The sequence below is a fragment of the Streptomyces sp. NPDC000594 genome, from assembly GCF_040299965.1.
Taxonomy (GTDB): domain Bacteria; phylum Actinomycetota; class Actinomycetes; order Streptomycetales; family Streptomycetaceae; genus Streptomyces.
In genome coordinates, this window is the sequence record NZ_JBEPCY010000020.1 from 41621 (window position 1) to 61144 (window position 19524).

Here is a 19524-nt window from a genome sequence, read left to right on the forward strand (position 1 = left end):
GTTCCCTTACCGTTTGCTCCCCTATCCCCCGTTCGGGTGATCCTCCGGGCCCGCCCGCCGGAGGGCCGGTGCCCCCAGGGGCCCCGCCCGCCGTCCTCAGTGCGGCCAGATCGGCGGACGGGTGACAAAGTGCCCCCCGAGGCAGCGGTGGTCCGGATTGTCCGGGTCCAGCTCCCCCTGTTCCGCCACGAGCGCCGCCGCGAACCGCTCCGAGTCGTCCTGGGGCTCGTACCCGAGGGCCCGTGCGGGCCCCAGGTCCCACCAGAGCCGGGTGTTGGCCGACGAGCCGTACACCACGGTGTGGCCGACCCCCTCGGCGGTGAGCGCCGCGTGGCAGAGCCGGGCGCCGTCCCCGGGGCTCATCCAGACCGAGAGCATCCGCACCGTACGGGGCTCCCGGAAGCACGAGCCGATCCGGATCGAGACGGTCTCCACCCCGTGCCGGTCCCAGTAGAGCTGTGCCAGATCCTCGCCGAAGCACTTGGAGAGCCCGTAGAAGGTGTCCGGCCGGCGCGGGGTGTCGACGGGGATCAGCTCCCCGGGGGCGAGGGGCGGCTCACCGGGCGGCCGGGGGGTGTAGCCGACCGCGTGGTTGCTGGAGGCGAAGACGACCCGCCGGACCCCCTCCTCGCGCACCGCCTCGTACAGCCGGAAGGTCCCCTCGATGTTCGCCCGCAGGATCCTCTCGAAGGAGGACTCCAGGGAGATCGCCGCCAGATGGAGGACCGCGTCCACGCCTCGGACCGCCTCGCGCAGCGCCTCCCGGTCGGCGAGGTCGGCGACGATCGCCTCCGGTGCCCCCTCGACCGGGCGGGCGTCGAGGAGCCGCAGGGTCCAGCCGTACGCGGGAAGCAGCTCCCGCATCAGAGTGCCGAGTCCGCCGGCCGCGCCGGTGAGCAGAACCGTGCGGGGAGCTGTCATGGATGAGTCTCCTTGAATTGCTCAGGTCCATGGACGGAATTGCTCAGGCTCTTGGACGGCATTCACATGCATGGACACGCTAGGGAGTGGCCCGGACACCGTCAAGTGTGGCGCGGAGTAACCAACTCCGCCTCGAAGTCGGTGGTTTCCGTCTTGACCGGCCGCATTCGGCTGCCTTAGCGTGACGCCGTTCAGGGATATGGACATCGATCACATTGGTGCACGAGTTTGTTCGAGTTCATTCTTGGGAGGCTCGATGCACGGCCAGGGAGCGCCCGTGACCACAGCCCCGCTCGCCGATCGTCTGACCCGGGTGCAGGGACCGCTCTTCTTCCCCGTCACCCCCTTTGGCCCGGACGGCTCCCTCGACCCCGACCTCTACCGGACCCATGTCCGGGCGGGCGTGGACGCCGGAGCGGCGGCCGTCTTCAGCTGCTGCGGCACCGGCGAGTTCCACGCACTGACCCCGGAGGAGTTCGCCGTCGCCGTCGCCGCCGCCGTCGAGGCCACCGGGGGTGAGGTCCCCGTCCTCGCCGGAGCGGGCTACGGCACCGCGCTCGCCGTCCGCTACGCACGCGCCGCCGAGGCGGCCGGGGCCGACGGACTGCTCGCCATGCCCCCCTACCTCGTCGTCCCCGACCAGGCCGGACTGGTGCGCCACTACACCGAACTCGCCCTGGCGACCGCCCTGGACCTCGTGGTCTACCAGCGGGACAACGCCGTCTTCACCCCCGAGACCGTCGTGGAACTCGCCCGCATCCCCAGGATCGCCGGGCTCAAGGACGGCCTCGGCGACCTCGATCTGCTCCAGCGCACGGTCAGCGCCGTCCGCCGGGACGTCCCCGGCCGTGACTTCCTCTACTTCAACGGACTGCCCACCGCCGAACTCACCGGGCTCGCCTACCGGGGCATCGGCGTCACCCTCTACTCCTCCGCCGCCTTCGCCTTCGTCCCCGATGTCGCCATGACCTTCCACCAGGCGCTCACCCGGGGCGACGACAAGACCGTGGCCCGGCTCCTCGACGGCTTCTTCACCCCCCTGGTCGCCCTGCGCAACCAGGGGCGCGGCTACGCCGTCTCGCTGGTCAAGGCGGGCGTACGGCTCGCAGGACTCGATGTCGGCGGGGTACGGCCACCGCTGAGCGACCCCGCGCCCGCCCATGTCGACGCGCTCGCGGAACTGATCGAGCGGGGGCGCGCCCTGCTGGAGGAGCCCGCGTGAGGGCCGCCGTCTTCCTCTACCCCTGGGATGTCATCGGGGACCCCGGAGCCCCCGGGAGGATCGCCGCGCTCGGCGTCCGGCAGGTCACCCTGGCCGCCGCGTACCACTCGACCCGGGCCCTGACCCCCCGCCACCCCCGCCACCGGATCGTCACCGCCGGGTACGCCTCCGTGCTCTATCCACCGGACCCGGCACGGTGGTCGGGGCGGCGCCTGCGCCCCCACCCGGCGGGCGCCTGGGCCCCGGGCGACGCCTTCGCCGAGGCGGCCGGCGCGCTGGCCGCCGCCGGGCTCGACGTCCACAGCTGGGTGGTCCTCGCCCACAACTCCCGGCTGGGCGCCGAACACCCCGACACCTCCGTCGTCAACGCCTACGGCGACCGCTACCCCTGGGCGCCCTGCATCGCCCGTACGGAGGTCCGCGCCTTCCTGGCGGACCTCGCGGCGGAGGCGGCCACCCGGCCGGGCGCGCACGGCACCGAACTGGAGTCCTGCGGCTGGTACGGACTGGCCCATCCGCACGCCCACGACAAGACCGCGGGGGTGGAGCTGGGGGACGCCGCCCAGTATCTGATGTCCCTCTGCTTCTGCTCCTCCTGCCGTGCCGGGTACGCGGAAGGGGGCACCGACCCCGACCGGCTGGCCCGGTCGGTGCGCGCGGCCCTGGACCCGGTGTGGACGGGCACAGCCCCGCCCGGCGCGGAGATCGAACGGCTGCTCGGCGCGGAAGGGACCGCGGCCACCCTGGACTTCCGCACCCGTACCGCGCGCGCCTTCCAGGAGGAGACGGTCGCGGCGGTACGGGCCGGGGCACCCGGGGGCTTCCCGGTGCTGCTCCACGCCGACCCAGTCGCCCACCGCTGCGGGGCCAACGCCGGGGTGGACCCGGCCCATGTCCTCTCCGTCGCGGACGGGGTCGTCGTCCCCTGCGCCGGGGGCCCCGACGCGCTGCGGCCCTTCGCGGAGCGGAGCACCCGGGGCGCCCGGAGCACCCGGGGCGCGGTCATCGCGGCCAATCTCACGGTGGTCGCGGGGATGGGCGGCCGCCCGGCGACCCTGGAGGCCGACGCCCGCCGGGCGGCCGAGCTGGGCGCGGGCGAACTGCGGCTCTACCACGCGGGGCTGGCCTCGGACGACGATCTCCGGCTGGTCCGTACCGCCCTGTCCCGGCTCTCCGGCCCGTCCTGACCGGGCCCGCCCCGGCCGGGGCCTCCCGGGGTCGTCCATCCCGAACGAAGGGGAGAGGAACCGCACATGACCGAGGACCCGAGAACCGCGCTCGCCGATGTCGTGGCGATTCCCGTCACCCCCTTCGCCGCCGACGGCACCGTCGACGAGGGCGCCCACCGGGCGCTGCTGCGGCGGCTGATCGACCACGGGGTCACCACCCTGACGCCCAACGGCAACACCGGGGAGTACTACGCCCTCACCCCCGACGAGCGCCGTCGCGCGGTCGAGGTGACCGTCGAGGTGGCCGAGGCCACCGGGGCGGTCACCGGGGTGCCGGTCACCGTGGTCGCCGGGGTCGGGCAGGAGCTGCCGACCGCCGTGGCCGCCGCCCGCCATGCCGGGGCCGCCGGGGCCCGGCTGGTCATGGTGCACCAGCCGGTGCACCCCTATGTCGCCACCGGCGGCTGGGTCGACTACCACCGGGCCGTCGCCGACGCCGTCCCCGGACTGGGGGTCGTCCCCTATGTCCGGGATCCGCTGCTGCCCGGCACGGCCCTGCGCGAACTGGGCCGCCACTGCCCCAATGTGATCGGGGTGAAGTACGCCGTCCCGGACGCGGTGACCTTCGCCGCCTTCGCCCGGGACGCGGGCCTCGCCCGGTTCGTCTGGGTCGCGGGCCTCGCCGAGCTGTACGCCCCCGCCTACTGGGCCACCGGCGCCACCGGCTTCACCTCCGGCCTGGTCAACGCCGCCCCCGGGATCTCGCTGGCGATGCGGGACGCGCTGCGCGCCGGACGGTACGACCGGGCGATGGAGATCTGGGAGCGGATCCGGCCCTTCGAGGAGCTGCGGGCCCGTCACCGCTCCGCCGACAACGTCAGCGTGGTCAAGGAGGCCCTGGCCGCGCTCGGGCACTGCCGCCGCGATGTCCGCCCGCCGAGCCGGGCCCTCCCGGAGGAGGCGCGGGCGCGGGTCGCGGCCCTGGTCCGGGGCTGGGACGCATGAACGCCCCCCGACCGGATCCCCCCGCCGCACCTCCCGGCATACCCCCCGCCGCACCCCCGGGTACACCGCCGGGGGAGCACCCGGGGGAGCGGCGGCTGCGCAGCCATCAGTGGTACGGCAGCCACCTCCATGACGGCCTGCGCTCCTTCAGCCATCGCGCCCGCACCCGCCAGCTCGGCTATCTCCCCGAGGAACACCTCGGCAAGCCGGTGATCGCCGTGGTGAACACCTGGTCGGACATCAACCCCTGCCATGTCCATCTGCGGGAGCGGGCCCAGGCCGTCAAGCGCGGGGTCTGGCAGGCGGGCGGCTTCCCGCTGGAGTTCCCGGTCGCCACCCTCTCCGAGACCTTCCAGAAGCCGACCCCGATGCTCTACCGCAATCTGCTGGCGATGGAGACCGAGGAGCTGCTGCGCTCCTACCCGGTGGACGGCGCGGTGCTCCTCGGCGGCTGCGACAAGTCCACCCCCGCCCTGCTGATGGGCGCCGCCAGCGCGGACCTGCCCGCCGTCTTCGTCCCCGCCGGGCCGATGCTCCCGGGCCACTGGCGGAACGAGGTCCTGGGCTCCGGTACCGATATGTGGCGGTACTGGGACGACCACCGGGCCGGGCTGATCGGCGACCGGGAGCTGGCGGAGCTGGAGACCGGTCTGGCCCGCTCGCCCGGCCTCTGTATGACCATGGGCACCGCCGCCACCCTGACCGCCGCCGCCGAGGCGCTGGGCGTCACCGTCCCGGGGGCCTCCGCCATCCCGGCGGCCGACTCCGGCCACGATCGGATGGCCGCCGCCTCGGGACGGCTCTGTGTCGATCTCGTCCACCGCGATCTGCGGCTGTCGGCGGTGCTCACCCGGGAGGCCTACGAGGACGCGGTGACCACCGTCCTGGCGCTCGGCGGCTCCACCAACGCGGTGATCCATCTGATCGCCATGGCGGGCCGTTCCGGGGTCCGGCTCACCCTGGACGACTTCGACCGGATCGCCCGTACCGTGCCCGTCCTCGCCGATCTGCGGCCCGGCGGACGCCATCTGATGGAGGACTTCCACTTCGCGGGCGGGCTGCCCGGCCTCCTCACCCGGATCGCCGACCGGCTCCACCAGGAGCGCCCCACCGTGGCCCACCCCACCCTGCGCGAACAGCTGGCGGGGGCGCTGGTCCACAACGACGAGGTGATCCGTCCCCGGGACCGGCCGCTCGCCGAGGAGGGCGGCCTCGCGGTGCTGCGCGGCAACCTCTGCCCCGACGGCGCCGTCATCAAGCACATCGCCGCCGAGCCCCGGCTGCTGCGGCACACCGGGCCCGCCGTGGTCTTCCCCGACTACCGCACCCTCCAGCGGACCATCGACGACCCCGCGCTCGGCATCACCCCCGGCCATGTCCTGGTGCTCCAGAACGCGGGCCCGGTCGGCGGCCCCGGGATGCCCGAGTACGGGATGCTGCCGCTCCCCTCGTATCTGCTGGAGCGGGGGGTACGGGACATGGTCCGGATCTCCGACGCCCGGATGAGCGGCACCAGCTATGGCGCCTGTGTGCTGCACATCGCGCCCGAGTCAGCCATCGGCGGCCCGCTGGCGCTGGTCCGCGACGGGGACCTGATCACCCTCGACGTACCGGCGCGCACCCTGCGGCTGGAGATCACCGGCGAGGAGCTGGCCGTCCGCCGGGCCGGCTGGACCCCGCTCCCGGACCGGTACGAGCGGGGGTACGGGGCGCTGTACACGGAGCACATCACCCAGGCCGACACCGGCTGCGACTTCGGCTTCCTGGCCCGCCCCGGCCACAACCCCGAGCCCTACGCGGGGTAGCGCCCAGGGCCCCGGGGTCTCGCCCCGGGCCCCGCGCGGGGTGGGGCCCGGGATCCGAGCGGGGTACCCGGGGTGTCACTTCAGGGCGGCGGCCATCATCTTCTGGGCGACCGGCGCGGCCAGACCGTTGCCGCTGACCTCGGAGCGGGGGCCGCCCGAATCCTCGATGATCACCGCGACGGCGACCTCGTCGCCGGTCTCCGGGTCGGTGGCGTACGAGGTGAACCAGGCCGACGGGGTCGCGCTGTTGTTCATGCCGCGCTGGGCGGTGCCGGTCTTGCCGCCCACCTCGGCCCCCGCCACCCGGGCGTTGGAGCCGGTGCCGTCCTCCACCACGGTGACCATGGCCTCGCGCAGCTGGGCGGCGGTGCGCTCGGAGACGACCCGCCGCTCGTCGGCGTCCTGGTGCGACTCCAGGGTCTCCCCGTCCCCGTCCACCACCTCGGAGACCATGTGCGGGGCCTTGAGCACCCCGTCGTTGGCGATGACCGCGGAGACCATCGCCATCTGGAGCGGGGTCGCGGTCACATCGAACTGCCCGATGCCGGTCATCGCGGTCTGCGCCCGGTCCAGACCGGTGGGGTAGACGCTCTCGTACGCCCGGACCGGGACATCCAGCTCCTTGTCGTTGAAGCCGAACTTCTCCGCCATGGCCCGGACCGTGTCCTGGCCGAGGTCGACGGCGAGCTTGCCGAAGACGTTGTTGCAGGACCAGCGGAGCGCGGTACGGATCGAGGCGTTCTCGCAGGGCGCGCCGGGGATGTCATTGGGCAGATTGCGGATGGTGCCGGGCAGCGTGTACGGCATGGGGCTGTCGGTGGGCTCGTCGACGGAGCCGTAGCGCCCCTCCTCCAGCGCGGCCGCGGCGACCACCAGCTTGAAGGTGGAGCCGGGGGCGATCGGCTCCCGGATGGCGCGGTTGACCATCGGCTTGTCCTTGTCGGCGAGGAGCGCCTTCCAGGTGTCGCCGTCCGTCTGCCCGGCGATGGTGGAGGGGTCGTACGAGGGGGTGCTCACCATGGCGAGGACCTCCCCGCTCGCCGGGTCGAGGGCGACGGCGGCCCCCTTGGTGTCGCCGAGGGCCCGGTAGCCGGCCTTCTGGACGGCGGGGTCGATGGTGGTCAGCACCGAGCCGGGCTGCTGCCGGCTGCGCAGCAGGGCGTCGCCGGGGCTCTTCAGCCGGTCGTCGGTGCCGTCCAGCACATCGCGGTAGATCCCCTCCAGCTGGGTGGAGCCGTACGCCTGGGAGCTGTAGCCGGTGATGGGGGCGTAGAGCGCGCCGTCCGGGTAGGTGCGCTGATAGGCCAGATCACCCTCCTTCGACCGGGCGGATCCGGTCACGGGTGACCCGCCCACGACGATGTCGCCCAGGGGCTGGGCGTACTGGTCGATGGTCTGGCGGGGGTTGCGGTCGTGGTCGGACAGCGCCTCGGCCCGGTAGGACTGGAGCCAGGTGGCCCGCAGCAGCAGGGCGAGGACGAGCAGCAGACTGAAGACGGCGGCATGCCGGATCGTTTTGTTCATCCCTGGGAACGACGAGCGGAATGGTCCATTCCGTTCCCTCTTATGGGTTTTCTCACGCAGTCCTCAGGGAACGGGTGCCCCGGGCGGGTCAGCGGGGGGCGATGAACCCCGACTCGTACGCCGCGATCACCGCCTGGGTGCGGTGCCGGGCTCCCGTCTTCGCCAGCACCGCCGCGACATGCGACTTCACCGTCGCCGGGCCCACCCCCATCCGTCCGGCGATCTCCCCATTGGTCAGGCCCGTCGCCATCAGCCGCAGTACATCCGCCTCCCGCTCGGTCAGCCGGGCGGCCCAGGCGGGAGCGGTGCCCCGCCCCCGCTCCCGCTCCGGGTGGCCGGCGGCGAGCGAGCGCACGGCGGCGGGGAAGAGCAGCGAGTCCCCGAGCGCCACCAGCCGTACCGCCTGCACCAGCTCCTCGGCCGCCGCCCGCTTCAGCAGAAAGCCCGCCGCGCCCGCGCGCAGCGCGTCGTACACAAAGGAGTCGTTCTCGAAGGTGGTCACGACGACCACCTTCGGCGGGTCCGGGACCTCGGCCATGATCCGCTCGGTGGCCCCGATGCCGTCCAGCTCCGGCATCCGCACATCCATCAGCACCACATCCGGTCGGAGCGCGCCGGCCGCCGCGACCGCCTCCGTACCGGTCGGCGCCTCGCCCACGACGGAGAGGCCCGGCTCGGCGTCGAGGATCACCCGCAGCGCGGTCCGTACCATCCGCTCGTCGTCGGCGAGCAGGATCCGTACCTCGGTCATCGCGCATCCCCTCCGGTGCCGGGGCGGTCGGTCAGCGGGAGATGGACCAGGAGGCGCCAGCAGCTCTGGCCCGGGGCGGTGGGGACGGGGCCGGAGCGGGCTCGGCCGCCGAGCAGCTCGGCCCGTTCGGCGATGCCGCGCAGACCCCGGCCGCCGCCGGGGCGGGGGCGGTGGGGGCCGGGGTGCTCCAGGTTGTCCATGACGATCATCAGCGCCCGGACCCCGGGGCCCTCGGGCCCGGTGGGGCGGCCGAGCAGACGGCCGAGCCATCCGCCGGGCCGTTCGTCCCGCCAGTCGTCGAGGACGCGGACCGTCAGATCGACCGGCTGGTCCGCGCCGTGCCGCAGGGCGTTGGTGATCCCCTCCTGGATGATCCGGTACGCCGCGCGGGAGACCGGCGCGGGAACGGTGGAGAGGTCGTCCTCGCAGGTCAGGAAGACCCTTGGTGCGGCGCGGGAGACCAGCCCCGCCAGTGCCTCCAGGCCCGGTCCCGTCCCGTCCGCCCCGCCTGCCCTGGCTGTCCTGTCCGCCTTGTCCATTCCGTTCCTGTCCCCGTCCCCGTCTCCGTTCCTGTCCCCATCGCCGGTGTCGGTGTCGTTCATGTCCTCCCGCAGCAGTCCCAGGACCGCGTCCAGCTCGCCGACGGTCTGCCGGGTGGTCTCCTCGATGGCGGTCAGCGCCTCCCGGACGAACTCCGGGTCCTTCTCCAGCACCCGGCGGGCCGCGCCCGCCTGGAGGGTGACCGCGCTGAGCGCGTGCCCCACCGAGTCATGCAGCTCCCGGGCGATCCGGTTGCGCTCGGCCAGCTCGGCCGAGCGCCGCTCGGCGGCGGCGAGCCGGTCCGCGGGGGAGGGGCCCAGCAGCCGGGGGGCGAGCCGGGCCAGCAGCCGGCCGCTCGCCGCGGCGGCCCAGGCGAGCGCCAGCAGCAGGGCCGTCCCCGCGAACGGGAGCAGGACGAAGACCCACGCCGGGAAGGCGGGCACCTCCAGGGGCTCCCGCAGCCAGGGGCAGACCGACACCACGAGCATGGTCCCGGCGAAGGGCGGGACGGCCAGGGTCGCCCCGCTGATCAGCGCCCCGATCCCGGTGTGCAGGACGAACCAGGCGCCGGCGCCCAGCCGGGCGTCCCAGGAGCGGGCCGGCCCGTCCGCCAGCGCCCGGGCGGGGACCCCGCACAGCGCCCGCGCCGCCGCCACCGACAGCGGCCGGGCGAGCGGGGCGCAGGCGGTGACCGCCGCGATGGGCAGGGCGAGCCCATAGGCCAGGAGCTGGTCCGACAACGGCCCCGACAGCGGGGTCACATCGGCGGTCACGGGGGTGAGCAGTACCGCTGCCAGCAGCCAGTACGGCATCAGCAGCGCCCCGCCCAGCAGCAGATGGAGCCAGCGCAGCCGGGCGGTCCTGCCGAACAGGTCCCGTACCGGACGGGCCGCCCGTATCGCCCGCCGAGCGCTCACGCACCGCCCCCCGGCGGACTGATCATCATGCGGTCAGCCTAGTGCTGTGGGGTGTCCGGCCGCCCCGGGTGCTCGCCGGGGAGAGCCGTCGTCCCGGGTGCTCGGCACGGGCCGTCGGTCCAGGGTCCTCGGCTCAGGAGTCCTCGGCTCAGGGGCCGTTGGGCTCAGAGCCGCCGGGTCGCCAGGGTCAGCCGGTCCCGCGCGTCGAAGAGCGCGTCCTTGATCAGCTGCTCATGGCCCGGGGTGAGCCGCGCCACCGGCACCGAGCAGCTGATCGCGTCCCGCGCCGGGGTCCGGTAGGGGATCGCCACCCCGAAGCAGCGCAGCCCCAGGGTGTTCTCCTCGCGGTCCACCGCGTACCCCTGCTCCCGGATGGTGTGCAGCTCCCGGATGAGCTTCTCCCGGTCGGTGACGGTGTGCTCGGTCAGCGACGGCAGCGTCGCCGGGAGCAGTCTGCGCACCTGATCGTCGCTGAAGGTGGCGAGCAGCGCCTTGCCGAGCGAGGTGGAGTGGGCGGGCAGCCTGCGCCCCACCCGGGTGAAGGGCCGCAGATAGTGCTGGGACTGACGGGTCGCCAGATAGACCACATTGGTCCCGTCCAGACGCGCCAGATGGATCGTTTCCGTGGTGTCGTCGGAGAGCCGGTCCAGCGTCGGCCGGGCCGCCGCCACCACCTCGTCGCCGTCGATGTACGAGGTGCCGACCAGCAGGGCGCGGACCCCGATGCCGTACCGGGTGCCGGTCGCGTCCGTCTCCACCCAGCCCAGCTCGACCAGGGTGCGCAGCAGCATGTAGAGGCTCGACTTCGGATAGCCGACCGCCTCCTGGACGGCGGCCAGCGAGTGCATGCCGGGCCGTCCGGCGAAGTACTCCAGCAACTCCACCGTCCGCACCGCGGACTTGACCTGTGATCCACCGGAATCGACCGTCGACATCCCGCTCCGCCCCTTCTCCGCCATGTGGCCCCGCCGGCCGCGCGGGGCTCCGCCGCACGGGCCCCAGGACCGCGCCGGCTCCCCCGAACTGCCTTCTTGACCGCGCTGAACGCCCGGAAATAGAGTCCCGATGGCCATTCATCAACGGGAACATCGTTCACGATACCGAACAGGCGCTGGTGAGGGCCGCCCGACGGGAAGAAATTCCAGGAAGGAAGCCGCGGTGACAGCAGCACCAGTCTGGAGCGTGGACCCCCGCACCGGGAAGCGGTGCGCGCAGGTCACCGGCGAGTCCTCCACCGCCGGCGTCGACCGCGCGGTCCGCGCGGCACACACGGCCCGGGGCGCCCTCGCCGACCGGGCCGCCCGCGTACGGCTGCTGCGCACCGCCGCCGACACCCTCGACGCGGCCCGCCCCGAACTCACCGCCGCCGCCGACGCCGAGACCGCGCTCGGCACCGCCCGCCTCACCGGCGAACTCGCCCGCACCACCGCCCAGCTGCGCGCCTTCGCCGAGGTGGTGGCGGACGGATCCTTCCTCGACATCCGTATCGACCACGCCGACGACAGCCGCACCCCGCCCTGGCCCGATCTGCGCCGCTACCGGGTACCGTTGGGCGTGGTCGCCGTCTACGCGGCGAGCAACTTCCCGCTCGCCTTCTCCGTCCCCGGCGGCGACACCGCGAGCGCGCTCGCCGCGGGCTGCCCCGTCGTCGTCAAGGCCCACCCCGGCCACCCCGCCACCGCCGAACTCTGCGCCGCGCTGCTGCGCGGGGCCGCCCGCCGGGCCGGGGTCGCCGAGGACGTGATCGCCGTCGTCCACGGCTTCGACGCGGGCACCGATCTGATCCACCACCCCCTGGTCGCCGCCGCCGGGTTCACCGGATCCGTACGCGGCGGACGCGCCCTCCACGACCTCGCCGCCGCCCGCCCCGTCCCCATCCCCTTCCACGGCGAACTGGGCTCCCTCAACCCGGTCGTGGTCACCGAGGCGGCGGCCGCCGAGCGCGCCGAGGAGCTGGGCACCGGGCTCGCCGGCTCGATGACCCTCGGCGAGGGACAGTTCTGCACCAAACCCGGGCTGGTCCTCGCCCCGGCCGGACCGGCGGGCGACCGGCTCCTCACCGCGCTCACCGGCGCCGTCACCGCACACGACCCCGGAGTCCTGCTGGACGGACGGATGCGCACCGCCTTCCTCGACGGGGTCGCCGAACGGCTGCGGCTGCCCTCGGTCACCGCCCCCGTCACCCCCGGCGCCGGACCCGGCCCCACCACTGTCACCGCCGGGGTCCTCACCCTCCCCGCCGCCCCGCTCACCGACGGCGGACCGCACGATCTGCTCCTGGAGGAGTGCTTCGGCCCGGTCACCGTCGTCGCCCGCTACACCTCCACCGACGAGATCACCGCCGTCCTCGACCGGCTCCCCGGCAATCTCACCGCCACCCTCCAGCTCTCCACCGCCGAGTCCCGGGGCGAGGGGGACGCCGCCGCCCTCCTCGACCGGCTCACCCCGCTGGCCGGACGGATCCTCGCCGGGGGCTGGCCCACCGGGGTCGCCGTCGCCCCCGCCCAGCACCACGGCGGGCCCTATCCGGCCACCACCTCCACCGGGACCTCCGTCGGCACCACCGCCGTCGAACGCTGGCTGCGCCCGGTCACGTACCAGACCGTCCCCGACGCGCTGCTCCCGCCGGAGCTGCGCGAGGACAACCCCCTGGGGCTGCCCCGCCGGGTGGACGGCCGCCCCCCGGCGGTGGACGGCGACCCGGACCTCCCCGCCACTTGGTGACCCGGGATCCCGTACCGCCCCGGCGACCCGGGGTCCCCCGCCGCCCGCCGGTGACCGGGCCCGGGAATCAGCCGGGCACCGTCCGTGTTGACCCCGGAGGTCCGGTTTTCCGGCCACCGTCCGAGCCCCCCGGGAGAAGAGAACCCTCATGCGCGTCGAGATCTGGAGCGATATCGCCTGTCCCTGGTGCTACATCGGGAAGGCCCGCTTCGAACGGGGACTCGCCGCCTTCCCGCACCGGGACGGCGTCGAGGTGGTGCACCGCTCCTTCGAGCTGGACCCGAACCGGGACCCGGCCGATGTCGAGCCCGTCGTGGGGATGCTGGCGCGCAAGTACGGCCGCACCCCCGAGGAGGCACGGGCGATGGAGGAGCATGTCGCCGCCGCCGCGCGCGCCGAGGGCCTCGGCTACCGCACGGAGGGCCGCGACCACGGCAGCACCTTCGCCCTCCACCGGCTGCTCCATCTCGCCCGCGCGCACGGGCGGCAGGAGGTCCTGCTGGACCTGGCCTACCGGGCGAACTTCGCCGAGGAGCGCTCGGTCTTCGACCCGGTGACCGCGCTGGCGCTCGCCGTCGAGGCGGGGCTGGACGAGGACGAGGCCCGCGCCGTCCTCGCGGACCCGGACGCCTATGCCGAGGAGGTCCGCGCGGACGAGCGCGAGGCGGCGTCGCTGGGGGCGAGCGCGGTGCCCTTCTTCGTGGTGGACCGGCGGTACGGGATCTCCGGCGGGCAGCCCGCGGATGTCTTCACCGAGGCCCTGACCCGCGCCTGGGAGACCCGCGAGGACCAGGAACAGGAGCGGAGCCGCGAGCGGAGCCAGGGCCAGGACCCCGCGCCGTCCGCCGCCGGGGCGGCCCCCGCGTGCACCCCCGACGGCTGCGAGCCCTCGGCCGGCTGACCCCGTACCGCCGCCGGGCCCGTGCGGCCGTCCCCGAACCGGGTGATCCACCGCCGACCCCGGGTGGCCTGCGGGCCCGTGCCCCCGGGGCGCTCCCCGGGGCGGCACGGCGCGCGATTGACCGGGGCGGGGGCCTGGCCCAGGGTGGAGGCCATGGAGACACTGGGTGGTACCGAGTTCGCGCCGGAGCAGACCTATCTCAACACCGCCGGGTGCGGGCTGCTGCCCACCCGTGCCGCCGAGGCGGTCGGGGCGCTCGCCCGGGAGCTGGTCGCCGGGCGGGCCGGCGGCTCGGGGGACTCCTCCGCCGTCACCGCCGTCCGGCACTCCTTCGCCCGGCTCGCCGGGGTCGGTGCGGACCGGGTCGCCGTCGGCAGCTCGGTCTCGGTCCATGTCGCCCTGGTCGCCCAGGCCCTGCCGCCCGGCGCCGAGGTGCTCTTCCCCGAGGGGGAGTACAGCTCCGTGGTCACCCCCTTCACCGTCCGGGGCGATCTGCGGATCCGGTACGCGCCCCTGGACGGCCTCGCGGACGCCGTACGCCCCGGCACCGCGCTGGTGGCCTTCTCCACGGTGCGGTCCGCCGACGGCCGGATCGCCGATCTCACCGCCGTGCGCAAGGCCGCCGAGGCCCATGGCGCGCGCACCCTCGCCGATGCCAGCCAGTCCGCGGGGTGGCTGCCGCTGGCCGCCGGTGACTGGGACTACACCGTCACCGCGGGCTACAAGTTCCTGCTCTGTCCGCGCGGGGTCTCCTTCCTCACCGTCGGCGAGGACGCCCAGCCCTCCCTCGTACCGATCCATGCAGGGCCCTCGGCCGGGGAGCGGCAGTGGACGTTCTACGGGCCGGTGGAGGATCTGTCCGCGTCGGCCCGCCGCTACGACGAGACCCCGGCCTTTCTCCCGTACCACGGCGCGGAGCACGCGCTGGCGCTGCTGGAGGAGGTGGGGATCGACGCGATCCACGCGTATGCCACCGGGCTCGCCGAGAGGTTCCGGGAGGGGCTGGCGGAGCTGGGGCATACGGCGATACCGGGGGAGTCGGCGATCGTCGCCGTCCCGGGGCTGGGGGACCGGGCGGCGGAGCTGGTGCGCCGGGGTGTGATCGTCTCGTCCCGGGCCGGGAATCTGCGGGCCGCCTTCCACCTCTACAACGGGGTGGCGGACGTGGACCGGGCCCTCGCGGCGCTCGCCGACGTACAGCCGTAGCCAGACCTACCGCCGTAGAAGACCCACAGCCGTAGCAGACCCACAGCGGTGGAAGACCTACAGCCGTAGCGGACCTACAGCCGCGGAGCCCGCGCCCGCCCCGCCCGCCTTGCCCGCGCCCGTAAGGCCCGGGCCCGTGCGCGCCGTCGGAGCGGGGGCCCGGGTCAGCAGACCGGGGGCCCCAGCTCCTCCGTGCAGCCGGCGGCCTCCGACGGGCAGTCGGCCACCTCGGCGCAGAGGTTCCCCTCCACCTTGGCCAGCAGCCGTACCAGCTCCACGCGTTCCCCCGCGTCCAGCCCGGCCAGGGTGCGCTCCTCCAGCCGTACCCAGGCCTGCTGGACGTCCTCGCGGAGCGCGTGGCCGCGCTCGGTCGCCTCCACCAGGACCGCGCGGCGGTCGGCGGGGTCGGGCCGGCGGCTCACATGGCCCGACTGCTCCAGCCGCTGGAGCATCTTGGTCACCGTGGAGGGGTCCAGCTCCAGCCGTTTGATCAGCTCGGACTGGCGCACCGGACCGGCCTCCCAGAGGTAGGTCATCAGCACCTCCTGCCCGGGGTAGAGCCCCGCGCCCCGGAGCAGCTTCGCGGCGGTGAGCCGGTGCAGCCGGCCGACCCGGGAGACCGTGCTGCTCACGGGGCCGTCCAGCCGGCAGTCCGGCCGCAGTGGACCGGTGGAACACTCCGTGGCCTCGGACGGCATGGGCTTCTCCTCGGGTCGTGTCGTGGAAGACAGTCTCTCCTCGGCTGTCGACAACAACTCTCCGGTACGGCTCTACCCACATTTTACCTTGGTCGGCCAAGTAATCGGCTACAGTGGTTCCCGTCGAGATAATTGGCCGACCACATAAATCGGCCGCCGCCCTCTTTGGAGACCGCCATGCCCAGCGCCTTCGACACCTTCGACCTCTCCGGTACCCGGCTCGCCAACCGGGTCGCGATGTCGCCGATGACCCGCAGCCGCGCCCATGGCCCGGGGCTCAGCCCGACCGAGGAGACGGTCCGCTACTACGCCCAGCGCGCCGGGGCCGGCCTGATCATCACCGAGGGCATCCAGCCCTCCGTCACCGGTCAGGGGTACCCCGACACCCCGGGGCTGCACAGCGAGGAGCAGGTGGCGGCCTGGCGCCGGGTCACCGAGGCGGTCCATGCCCGGGGCGGGAAGATCTTCGCCCAGCTGATGCACGCGGGCCGGATCGGCCACCCGGTGCTCTTCCCCGACGGCCGCTCCAGCGTGGCCCCCTCCGCCGTGGCCGCCGCCGGGCAGCTCTACACCCAGGAGGGCATGAAGGACTTCCCCGAACCCCGGGCACTGGACGCCGAGGAGATCCCCGGGGTCGTCGAGGAGTATGTCCACAGCGCCCGCAACGCCATCGCGGCCGGCTTCGACGGGGTGGAGCTGCACGGGGCCAACGGCTATCTGATCCACCAGTTCCTCGCCCCGAACACCAATACCCGCACCGACGAGTGGGGCGGCTCCGCCGGGAACCGCATCCGCTTCGCCGTCGAGGTCACCCGCGCGGTCTCCGCCGCGATCGGCGCCGACCGCACGGCCATCCGGCTCTCGCCCTTCAACCCGTACAACGACATCGCCGAGACCGACGCCGCCGAGGTCTACCCCGCGCTCGTCCGTGAGCTGGCCCCGCTGGGTCTGGCCTATCTCCATCTCACCGAGGCCACCGAGGCGTCCCGGGAGATCACCCTGGCGATCCGCGCCCAGTACACCGGCACCCTGGTCCTCAACCCGCTGACCGAGGGCCCCACCGACCACCGGGCCCTGCCGCTGATCGAGGACGGGATCGCCGACATCCTCGCCTTCGGCGCGCTCTACCTCGCCAACCCGGACCTGCCGGTGCGGCTGCGCCAGGCCGGCCCGTACAACACCCCCGACCCGGCCACCTTCTTCGGCGGGGACGCGCGGGGGTACACGGACTACCCGGAGCTGAAGCCCGTGACGGTATGACCCCGTGACGGTATGACCCCGTGACGGTATGACCTCCGTGACCACCGGCCGGGCCTGATGGGCCCCGGCCGGGGCCGGGGCCGGTCCTACGGGGGTGGACCGGCCCCGGTGACGGGGTACCCGGAGGGGCCGCCGGGCTCAGCGGACCGGGGTGAAGTCCCGGGACCCGATGAACTCCGGCCGCCGCGCGGGGGCCGCGTACGGCTCCACCGCCGCGTTCTCCACGCTGTTGAAGACGATGAAGACATTGCTCCGGGCGTACGGGGTGATGTTGTCGCCGGAGCCGTGCATGCAGTTGCAGTCGAACCAGGTCGCCGAGCCGGCCCGGCCGGTGAACAGCCGGATGCCGTGATCGTCGGCGAGCCGGGTGAGGGCGGTGTCCGAGGGGGTGCCCGCCTGCTGCATCCGCAGCGAGGAGCGGTAGTTGTCCTCGGGGGTCGCGCCCGCGCACCCCAGGAAGGTCCGGTGCGACCCCGGCATGATCATCAGGCCGCCGTTGGTCTCCCGGTTCTCGGTCAGCGCGATCGAGACCGAGACCGCGCGCATCCGGGGCAGCCCGTCCTCGGCGTGCCAGGTCTCGAAGTCCGAGTGCCAGTAGAAGCCGGACGCGCCGAACCCCGGCTTCACATTGATCCGCGACTGATGGACATAGACATCCGAGCCCAGGAGCTGGCGGGCGCGGCCCACCACCCGCTCGTCACGGACGAGCGCGGCGAAGACCTCGCTCAGCCGGTGCACCTCGAAGAGGGAGCGCACCTCGTCGGAGGCGGGCTCCACGATCGCCCGCTCGTCGGCGCGGACGGCGGGATCGGCGACCAGCCGTTCCAGCTCGCCGCGGTAGAGGGCGACCTCGTCGTCCGAGATCATGTTCTCCACCGGCAGGAAGCCGTCCCGCTCATAGGCGAGCAGCTCCCCGGTGGTGGCGGGTCCGGGCGCGCCGGGCGCCGACCACACCACGGGGTCCTGGCGCGGGGTCACCACCTCCTGGGCGCCACGGGTCGGATAGAGGTCGGTGGCGGAAGTGTTCACCGTGGTGGCGGTGGTCGCAGGGGTGGCGGTCATGGTCAGCCCTCCTCCGTCAGCAGGGGATAGACGCCGTTCGCGTCGTGGTCCTCCCGGCCGGTGACCGGCGGGTTGAAGACACAGACACAGCGGAAGTCGGTCTTGGGGCGCAGGGTGTGCCGCTCGTGCCCGTCGAGGAGATAGAGCGTGCCGGGGGAGATCCAGTGGGTCTCGCCGGTCTCCTCGTCGGTGAGTTCGGCCTCGCCCTCCGTGCAGAGCACCGCCTCGATGTGGTTCGCGTACCACATGGAGGTCTCGGTCCCGGCGTAGAGGACGGTCTCATGGAGCGAGAAGCCCACCTTCTCCCGGGCGAGGACGAGCCGTTTGCTCTCCCAGGTGCCGGAGGCGGACCTCACATGGCGCTCGGTGTTCTCGATCTCCTGAAGCGAACGGACGATCACGGTACGGTACGGCCTTTCTGCGGTCGGAACGGTCGGAACGGTCGGAACCAGTCGGAACCGGTCGGGACGGTCTTACGGGTACGGGTACGGGTACGGGTACGGCGGCGAGGGCGGTGGCGGTGGCAGGGGTGGAGCTCAGGCGGTCTCGCGCACCGAACGGGCCAGGATCCGCAGCCCCTCGTCCAGCTCCTCGGCGGTGATCGTCAGCGGCGGCAGCAGCTTCACCACCTCACCGCGCGGCCCCGAGGTCTCCAGCAGCAGCCCCAGGGCGAAGGCCCGCGCACAGACCGCCGAGGCCCGCTCCGGATCGCCGAACTCCAGCCCCCACACCAGCCCGCGGCCCCGGAAGCACACCTCCGGATCGCTGCTCTCGGCCGCGATGGCCAGCAGCGCCTCCTGGACCTGCTCGCCCCGGGCGAAGGTCTGCTTCTCCATCTGCCCGTCCGCCCAGTAGGCGTCCAGCGCGGCGGCGGCGGTGACAAAGGCCGGGTTGTGGCCCCGGAAGGTGCCGTTGTGCTCGCCCGGCTCCCAGATGTCCAGCTCCGGCTTGAAGAGACAGAGCGACATGGGCAGCCCGTACCCGCTGATGGACTTGGAGAGGGTGACGATGTCCGGGGTGATCCCGGCCTCCTCGAAGGAGAAGAACCCGCCGGTCCTGCCGCATCCCATCTGGATGTCGTCCACGATCAGCAGCATGTCCCGGCGTGCGCACAGCTCCTGGAGGGCGCGCAGCCACTCGGCGCGGGCGACATTGATCCCGCCCTCGCCCTGGACGGTCTCCACGATCACGGCGGCGGGCTGGTTGAGACCGGAGCCCCGGTCCTCCAGCAGCCGCTCGAACCAGAGGAAGTCCGGCACGGTGCCGTCGAAGTAGTGGTCGAACGGCATCGGGGTGCCGTGCACCAGCGGAATCCCGGCGCCCGCCCGCTTGAAGGCATTGCCGGTGACGGCGAGCGAGCCCAGCGACATCCCGTGGAAGGCGTTGGTGAAGGAGACCACCGACTCACGGCCCTTGACCTTGCGGGCCAGCTTCAGCGCCGCCTCCACCGCGTTGGTGCCGGTCGGGCCGGGGAACATCACCTTGTACGGGAGATCGCGCGGGCGCAGTACGAGATTCTCGAACGACTCCAGGAAGGCGCGCTTCGCGGTGGTCGCCATGTCCAGCCCGTGGACGATGCCGTCGCGTTCCAGATAGTCGAGGAGCGCGCGTTTCAGTACCGGGTTGTTGTGGCCGTAGTTGAGTGAGCCCGCTCCGGCGAAGAAGTCGAGGTAGGAGTGGCCGTCCTCGTCGGTGAGCCGGCAGCCCTGCGCCCGGTCGAAGACGGCGGGCCAGCCCCGGCAGTAGCTGCGGACCTCGGACTCCAGGGTCTCGAAGACGCTCAGGGCGGGCGGGGTGATGGTCACAGCGATCTCCTGAT

Annotated in this window: 17 protein-coding genes; 8 read left to right on the forward strand and 9 right to left on the reverse strand. The window is 73.5% G+C overall.

The genetic code is table 11. From position 1 onward, the window contains the following. Window positions 1–96 precede the first annotated feature (96 nt). On the reverse strand, window positions 97–921 hold the full coding sequence (locus tag ABT354_RS24780) for an NAD-dependent epimerase/dehydratase family protein (protein ID WP_351497469.1): 825 nt from the start codon (window positions 919–921) through the stop codon (window positions 97–99). Window positions 922–1198: 277 nt separating this feature from the next. Between ABT354_RS24780 and ABT354_RS24785 the strand changes: the two genes are divergently transcribed. From ABT354_RS24785 to ABT354_RS24800, 4 genes are all read left to right on the forward strand, one after another. Beyond that, on the forward strand, window positions 1199–2143 hold the full coding sequence (locus ABT354_RS24785; protein WP_351497471.1) for a 5-dehydro-4-deoxyglucarate dehydratase: 945 nt from the start codon (window positions 1199–1201) through the stop codon (window positions 2141–2143). Continuing rightward, window positions 2140–3330: a hypothetical protein gene (locus ABT354_RS24790; protein ID WP_351497473.1), complete on the forward strand. Its 1191-nt coding sequence runs from the start codon at window positions 2140–2142 to the stop codon at window positions 3328–3330. The genes ABT354_RS24785 and ABT354_RS24790 overlap by 4 nt, the downstream gene beginning before the upstream one ends. A gap of 66 nt (window positions 3331–3396) precedes the next feature. Then, complete coding sequence (locus ABT354_RS24795; RefSeq protein WP_351497475.1) at window positions 3397–4317, forward strand: dihydrodipicolinate synthase family protein; 921 nt, start codon at window positions 3397–3399, stop codon at window positions 4315–4317. Continuing rightward, window positions 4314–6122, forward strand: coding sequence for an IlvD/Edd family dehydratase (locus ABT354_RS24800; protein WP_351497477.1), 1809 nt, complete (start codon window positions 4314–4316; stop codon window positions 6120–6122). The genes ABT354_RS24795 and ABT354_RS24800 overlap by 4 nt, the downstream gene beginning before the upstream one ends. Window positions 6123–6197: 75 nt before the next feature. Here ABT354_RS24800 and ABT354_RS24805 read toward each other — a convergent pair whose 3' ends face one another. From ABT354_RS24805 to ABT354_RS24820, 4 genes are all read right to left on the reverse strand, one after another. Continuing rightward, window positions 6198–7646 carry a peptidoglycan D,D-transpeptidase FtsI family protein gene (locus ABT354_RS24805; RefSeq protein WP_351497479.1) on the reverse strand — a complete coding sequence of 483 codons (1449 nt, stop codon included), beginning with the start codon at window positions 7644–7646 and terminating at the stop codon, window positions 6198–6200. Between the two features lie 88 nt (window positions 7647–7734). Continuing rightward, complete coding sequence (locus ABT354_RS24810; RefSeq protein ID WP_351497481.1) at window positions 7735–8397, reverse strand: response regulator transcription factor; 663 nt, start codon at window positions 8395–8397, stop codon at window positions 7735–7737. Further along, window positions 8394–9854 (reverse strand): sensor histidine kinase, encoded by a 1461-nt coding sequence (locus tag ABT354_RS24815; RefSeq protein ID WP_351497484.1) that lies wholly within the window; start codon window positions 9852–9854, stop codon window positions 8394–8396. The genes ABT354_RS24810 and ABT354_RS24815 overlap by 4 nt, the downstream gene beginning before the upstream one ends. Window positions 9855–10018: 164 nt before the next feature. Next, entirely contained in the window at window positions 10019–10789 is a 771-nt protein-coding gene (locus ABT354_RS24820) for an IclR family transcriptional regulator (RefSeq protein ID WP_351497486.1), read from the reverse strand. Between the two features lie 223 nt (window positions 10790–11012). On the opposite strand from ABT354_RS24820, the gene ABT354_RS24825 reads away from it, so the two are divergent. From ABT354_RS24825 to ABT354_RS24835, 3 genes are all read left to right on the forward strand, one after another. Then, window positions 11013–12578 (forward strand): aldehyde dehydrogenase (NADP(+)), encoded by a 1566-nt coding sequence (locus tag ABT354_RS24825; protein ID WP_351497488.1) that lies wholly within the window; start codon window positions 11013–11015, stop codon window positions 12576–12578. A gap of 148 nt (window positions 12579–12726) precedes the next feature. Continuing rightward, complete coding sequence (locus tag ABT354_RS24830; RefSeq protein ID WP_351497490.1) at window positions 12727–13479, forward strand: DsbA family oxidoreductase; 753 nt, start codon at window positions 12727–12729, stop codon at window positions 13477–13479. 153 nt (window positions 13480–13632) lie between these two features. Next, on the forward strand, window positions 13633–14685 hold the full coding sequence (locus tag ABT354_RS24835) for an aminotransferase class V-fold PLP-dependent enzyme (protein WP_351497492.1): 1053 nt from the start codon (window positions 13633–13635) through the stop codon (window positions 14683–14685). A 164-nt stretch (window positions 14686–14849) separates the two neighbouring features. Here ABT354_RS24835 and ABT354_RS24840 read toward each other — a convergent pair whose 3' ends face one another. After that, window positions 14850–15383 (reverse strand): MarR family winged helix-turn-helix transcriptional regulator, encoded by a 534-nt coding sequence (locus ABT354_RS24840; protein ID WP_351497495.1) that lies wholly within the window; start codon window positions 15381–15383, stop codon window positions 14850–14852. A 177-nt stretch (window positions 15384–15560) separates the two neighbouring features. Between ABT354_RS24840 and ABT354_RS24845 the strand changes: the two genes are divergently transcribed. After that, a complete protein-coding gene (locus ABT354_RS24845) occupies window positions 15561–16643 on the forward strand; it encodes an alkene reductase (protein WP_351497497.1) in 1083 nt (360 codons plus the stop codon). A 138-nt stretch (window positions 16644–16781) separates the two neighbouring features. Here the strand turns inward: ABT354_RS24845 and thpD are convergent, their stop codons facing one another. From thpD to ectB, 3 genes are all read right to left on the reverse strand, one after another. Beyond that, window positions 16782–17705 (reverse strand): ectoine hydroxylase, encoded by a 924-nt coding sequence (gene thpD / locus ABT354_RS24850; RefSeq protein WP_351497499.1) that lies wholly within the window; start codon window positions 17703–17705, stop codon window positions 16782–16784. A 2-nt stretch (window positions 17706–17707) separates the two neighbouring features. Next, window positions 17708–18106 (reverse strand): ectoine synthase, encoded by a 399-nt coding sequence (locus tag ABT354_RS24855; protein ID WP_351497501.1) that lies wholly within the window; start codon window positions 18104–18106, stop codon window positions 17708–17710. A gap of 135 nt (window positions 18107–18241) precedes the next feature. Beyond that, window positions 18242–19510, reverse strand: coding sequence for a diaminobutyrate--2-oxoglutarate transaminase (ectB, locus tag ABT354_RS24860; RefSeq protein WP_351497504.1), 1269 nt, complete (start codon window positions 19508–19510; stop codon window positions 18242–18244). Window positions 19511–19524: the final 14 nt, after the last annotated feature.

Excerpts from the sequence above, each read along its gene's own strand:
- ABT354_RS24810 (WP_351497481.1), bottom strand. The coding sequence starts at position 8,397 with ATGACCGAGGTACGGATCCTGCTCGCCGACGACGAGCGGATGGTACGG.
- ABT354_RS24830 (WP_351497490.1), top strand. The coding sequence starts at position 12,727 with ATGCGCGTCGAGATCTGGAGCGATATCGCCTGTCCCTGGTGCTACATC.
- ABT354_RS24835 (WP_351497492.1), top strand. The coding sequence starts at position 13,633 with ATGGAGACACTGGGTGGTACCGAGTTCGCGCCGGAGCAGACCTATCTC.
- ABT354_RS24820 (WP_351497486.1), bottom strand. The coding sequence starts at position 10,789 with ATGTCGACGGTCGATTCCGGTGGATCACAGGTCAAGTCCGCGGTGCGG.
- thpD (WP_351497499.1), bottom strand. The coding sequence starts at position 17,705 with ATGACCGCCACCCCTGCGACCACCGCCACCACGGTGAACACTTCCGCC.
- ABT354_RS24805 (WP_351497479.1), bottom strand. The coding sequence starts at position 7,646 with ATGAACAAAACGATCCGGCATGCCGCCGTCTTCAGTCTGCTGCTCGTC.
- ABT354_RS24800 (WP_351497477.1), top strand. The coding sequence starts at position 4,314 with ATGAACGCCCCCCGACCGGATCCCCCCGCCGCACCTCCCGGCATACCC.
- ABT354_RS24840 (WP_351497495.1), bottom strand. The coding sequence starts at position 15,383 with ATGCCGTCCGAGGCCACGGAGTGTTCCACCGGTCCACTGCGGCCGGAC.
- ABT354_RS24780 (WP_351497469.1), bottom strand. The coding sequence starts at position 921 with ATGACAGCTCCCCGCACGGTTCTGCTCACCGGCGCGGCCGGCGGACTC.
- ABT354_RS24795 (WP_351497475.1), top strand. The coding sequence starts at position 3,397 with ATGACCGAGGACCCGAGAACCGCGCTCGCCGATGTCGTGGCGATTCCC.
- ABT354_RS24845 (WP_351497497.1), top strand. The coding sequence starts at position 15,561 with ATGCCCAGCGCCTTCGACACCTTCGACCTCTCCGGTACCCGGCTCGCC.